Below are 544 nucleotides of genomic sequence, written 5' to 3' on the forward strand. Positions count from 1 at the left end.
ATACCAATTCACTAAAACTGTGATACAGATAAAGAAGGAATAAATATCAACGAGTAAAGATGGCTGGAGTCACCAAAGTAGAAATATATGAGTCAGCAGAGGAATTACAGGAACTGCTGAGAAAACAAAAAATAGTATCAAGTCGTGAACGGATTCAAGCGTTGTATTTGCTGAAAATAGGTCATGTAAAAACAATACAGGATGTAGCGGTGGTGCTAGGGAGAGCAAGGGTAACGGTACAAAGATGGTTGAAGGACTATACCGAATCAGGAATAAAAGGTTTATTGTCAACGAAAAAGAGTCCAGGAAGACCGCCAATCATTAACTTACAAGCAAGAGAGCAGCTAGACAGAGAACTTCAACAGCCACAGGGATTTAAAAGTTATGAAGAAATACGAACTTGGTTAAAAGCAGTAGAAGGGATAGAAGCATCATATAAAGTAGTACACGACACAGTGCGCTATCAAATGAAAGCGAAGCTAAAAGTACCGCGAGCAGTAGGTGTCAAATACGATAGTGAAGCCGAATTGGAATTTAAAAAAAA

Annotated in this window: 1 protein-coding gene; it reads left to right on the forward strand. The window is 38.4% G+C overall.

Annotated features, from left to right (window positions below; all coding sequences use genetic code 11):
- Positions 1–59: 59 nt before the first annotated feature.
- Positions 60–544: helix-turn-helix domain-containing protein (locus tag BV375_RS31655; protein WP_086767921.1), on the forward strand; the 485-nt coding region annotated here is incomplete at its 3' end.

It is taken from the genome of Nostoc sp. 106C (genome assembly GCF_002154725.1).
Classification (GTDB): Bacteria; Cyanobacteriota; Cyanobacteriia; order Cyanobacteriales; family Nostocaceae; genus Aulosira.